This window comes from Chroococcidiopsis sp. CCALA 051 (genome assembly GCF_003015105.1).
GTDB lineage: Bacteria > Cyanobacteriota > Cyanobacteriia > Cyanobacteriales > Chroococcidiopsidaceae > Chroococcidiopsis > Chroococcidiopsis thermalis.
This window is the reverse complement of the sequence record NZ_PYCI01000247.1, coordinates 1-3,136: the sequence shown is the minus strand read 5'-3', so window position 1 is coordinate 3,136 and position 3,136 is coordinate 1. Positions and strand designations below refer to the sequence as shown.

Annotated in this window: 4 protein-coding genes; 1 reads left to right on the top strand and 3 read right to left on the bottom strand. The window is 44.9% G+C overall.

Annotated features, from left to right (window positions below; translation table 11 throughout):
* Positions 1-42 precede the first annotated feature (42 nt).
* Together C7Y66_RS30240 and C7Y66_RS30235 are read right to left on the bottom strand one after the other, a co-directional pair.
* Positions 43-438 (bottom strand): DUF4870 domain-containing protein, encoded by a 396-nt coding sequence (locus tag C7Y66_RS30240; RefSeq protein ID WP_106548359.1) that lies wholly within the window; start codon positions 436-438, stop codon positions 43-45.
* Between the two features lie 140 nt (positions 439-578).
* Complete coding sequence (locus tag C7Y66_RS30235) at positions 579-1,184, bottom strand: tRNA-(ms[2]io[6]A)-hydroxylase (RefSeq protein ID WP_015154014.1); 606 nt, start codon at positions 1,182-1,184, stop codon at positions 579-581.
* Between the two features lie 162 nt (positions 1,185-1,346).
* Here C7Y66_RS30235 and C7Y66_RS30230 point away from each other — a divergent pair, with 162 nt between their 5' ends.
* Positions 1,347-2,087 (top strand): metallophosphoesterase family protein, encoded by a 741-nt coding sequence (locus tag C7Y66_RS30230; protein WP_106548358.1) that lies wholly within the window; start codon positions 1,347-1,349, stop codon positions 2,085-2,087.
* A 33-nt stretch (positions 2,088-2,120) separates the two neighbouring features.
* Here C7Y66_RS30230 and C7Y66_RS30225 read toward each other — a convergent pair.
* The coding region (locus C7Y66_RS30225) for a M48 family metallopeptidase (protein WP_370143995.1) at positions 2,121-3,136 on the bottom strand (1,016 nt) is incomplete at its 5' end.

The window sequence follows — 3,136 nt, the reverse complement described above, 5'->3', positions numbered from 1 at the left end:
TTGGCTCTCACTTCAACCAAAAAATATTAATCTATGAAAAGACTATTTCAATAACCGTATATTAAAAGGATAGCGATAAAATTGACCGTTGTATGCTTTGATCGCTGCAATAATCGTTGCGATTAACCAAAAACTGGCTGGCACAGCAAAAACTAATGAAATGAATACTAATAGCGAGAAAGAAGGAATTAGTCTAAAACCTAGATTAAACCCAACGAACATAACTAATATTAGCAAGCCCAAATAAATTACTATTGAAATTTGAAAATTCACTGACTCCTTTCCTTGTTCGGCAATAAATGGATGCTTATTTTTTTGAGTTAACCAAACTACTAGTGGAGCCAAAATGAAGCCAAATGGAAAGAAGAATCCTGCCAGCGCAGAAAGGTGGCACATCATCCCCCAAGTGCGAGTTGATTCGTCAAGCTGATTGTGCATGGTTGAACTCTCCTCGGTAGAGTATGAATTCTGGGTAATAAATAGCTAACGGCTTCTTGACAGATGAATAGTTCTGCTTCCCTACTTGTCACTCGCTACTATCTACTAACTACCAGATACCAGCTGCCAAATACTAAATACTAACTATGTATCCTCGGTTGAGGATGTAGAGTCGATAATAACTGACTCTCTACTACAGCTAATTCTTCTAGCCTTTGGGTGAACGCAGCGCGATCGAAATAAGTATCTGCCAAAATCCAATATGTACCAAAATGTCTAGCTTCCGAAGCCATCAAACCGCGATAAAATTTAGCTAGCTCTGGTTCTGGGCAATGGGTGGCTAAAAGTCCTAACCGTTCGTGACTGCGAGCTTCAATTAGACCAGAGACGAGCAAAGAATCCAACATCCGTTCTGGCTCTTTGGCACGAATTTGCGCCTTTAACCCCGCGCCGTAAGGAGGTGGTGCTAAAGGTGCTAGAGGAATTCCTCGCCGTTCCAACCATTGGTTCACCTGCTCGAAGTGTTCCAGTTCTTCCCGGGCGATCGCCGTGAGCGAACGAACTAACTTTTGACTCGATGGGTAACGAAATATTAAATTTAGAGCTACCCCAGCTGCTTTGCGTTCGCATTGGGAATGATCCAATAAGATGGTATCCAAGTTAGCGATTGCTTGTTCTACCCACTCCTCGGTGGTTGGGACGACTAGAGCGTTAATTTTGGCAACTGTTAAATCGGCTACATTCATACTTACTTAATTTTACTAGAGCTGATTGTTTTGGCTTAAGCCATAATTAAAATGAAAGATTAATATCTTCAAAACATTCTTCACCCATTCTTTAACCAATATCTCCTTGAGTACAGATAGGCTGGAATCAACAAGCGGTATTATTGTTAACCCAAAATTTCTATGAGCGCAGCGCACCAACGTCGCATTATTATCGGTGATGTGCACGGTCACTATGACGGACTGATGATTTTGCTTGAGGCGATCGCCCCTGGCGCAGCCGATGAGGTTTACTTTTTGGGAGACTTAATCGATCGGGGACCGCAAAGCGCACAAGTCGTGGATTTTGTCAAGCAAAGCTCCTACTATTGCTTGCTAGGCAATCACGAACAAATGTTGCTAGACGTGTTGACCAAACGCGCTTCCAATCAAATTCGCCAAGCTTGGCTTTATAGCGGCGGATATGAGACTTTAAGCAGTTACAAAACAGCCACTATTCCTCGCGATCATATCGAATGGCTGCAAACCTTGCCTACTCACCTCGATTTGGGCGATATTTGGTTGGCTCATGCTGGACTCGATCCCAGGCTTCCCTTGGAAGAGCAGTCAGTCGAGCAATTTTGTTGGGTGCGGCAGGAATTCCACAGCATGAAGCAGCCCTTCTTTGAAAACAAACTCATTATTGTCGGTCATACAATCACGTTTACCCTACCAGGAGTACGCCCTGGAGAACTTGCCCAAGGACAAGGTTGGTTGGATATCGATACTGGTGCTTATCATCCCAGAAGCGGTTGGCTCACAGCAGTTGATATCAATAATCAGATTGTTTATCAAGTCGATGTCTACGATAAGCTAGTTCGGACATTGCCTCTGTCAGAAGCCGCGATTCGCATTAATCCTGCCCAGGTGTTAGCGCGATTGTAGAGACACTCTACCGAACGTCTCTACAAATAAAAATTAACGTAAAAGCGGGCGAATTCTAGCTCTGTAAGCGGCGCTATCTAACCCATCGCCCTCATCTGCTGCTTGAGAGTCGATCGCTTCTCTTAATCTGGCAATACGGCTCTGAGTGGCTGGATGAGTACTCAAAACAGCAGGTGTGGAACCACCTTTCTTTAATAATTTCTCCATAAACGAAACCATTGCTTCTCGATCGTAGCCAGCTTGTCCTAACATCTCTAACCCTGTCGTATCTGCTTCGTACTCATCTTTACGACTGTTAGGACGGCGTAAAGCCAGATCGACACCAATCGCCACAGCTCGGTTACGGTTTAAGCCAGCCGCAGTTGCCAGTCCTCCCGCGATCGCAGTGCTACGCATTTGCTTAATTAAGTGACGATTGGTAATGTGACCGATTTCGTGACCTAGTACGCTAGCTAATTCTGCTTCGTTATCGGCAGTACGCAGCAATTCGGTGGTGACATAGACAAAACCCCCAGATGTAGCAAAGGCATTGACGCTGTTATTGTCTACAATTTGAAACTGGTAAGGAAGATTAGGGCGATCGCTTTCAGCCGCTACCCGTTCTCCTACCCGTTCAACATAACGATTGACGCTCGGATTGCGATAGAGGCGGAATTCTTTCCCAACCATCTGTTGGTTAATTTGCTTGCCTAACTCGACTTCCTCTTCCTCAGAAACATCAGACAGTTGGATGATTTGCGCTCCCTGTTGAATGAGATCGAACCAGGAAATGGCTTTCGCCAACCCAGCCGAACCAATCAGTAAGCCAATGACTACTGATAGTGATATGAGCGGATAAAGCCAGCGACGCTGGATGCGACGAGAGAACGAAAAGAATAGGTTGAACATCGCCGGGAATTGTTGTTTGAAAGACTGAAAAATTTTTAAACTTGCTGTAATGATAGACGGGCAAAAAAGCTTTTGGTTGCCATATAGGGTAATGAGAAAGGCGATAAGGGGGACAAGGGGGAACTCGGGGTCCCCGCGACCGAAGGGAGTGGGGATTAGGG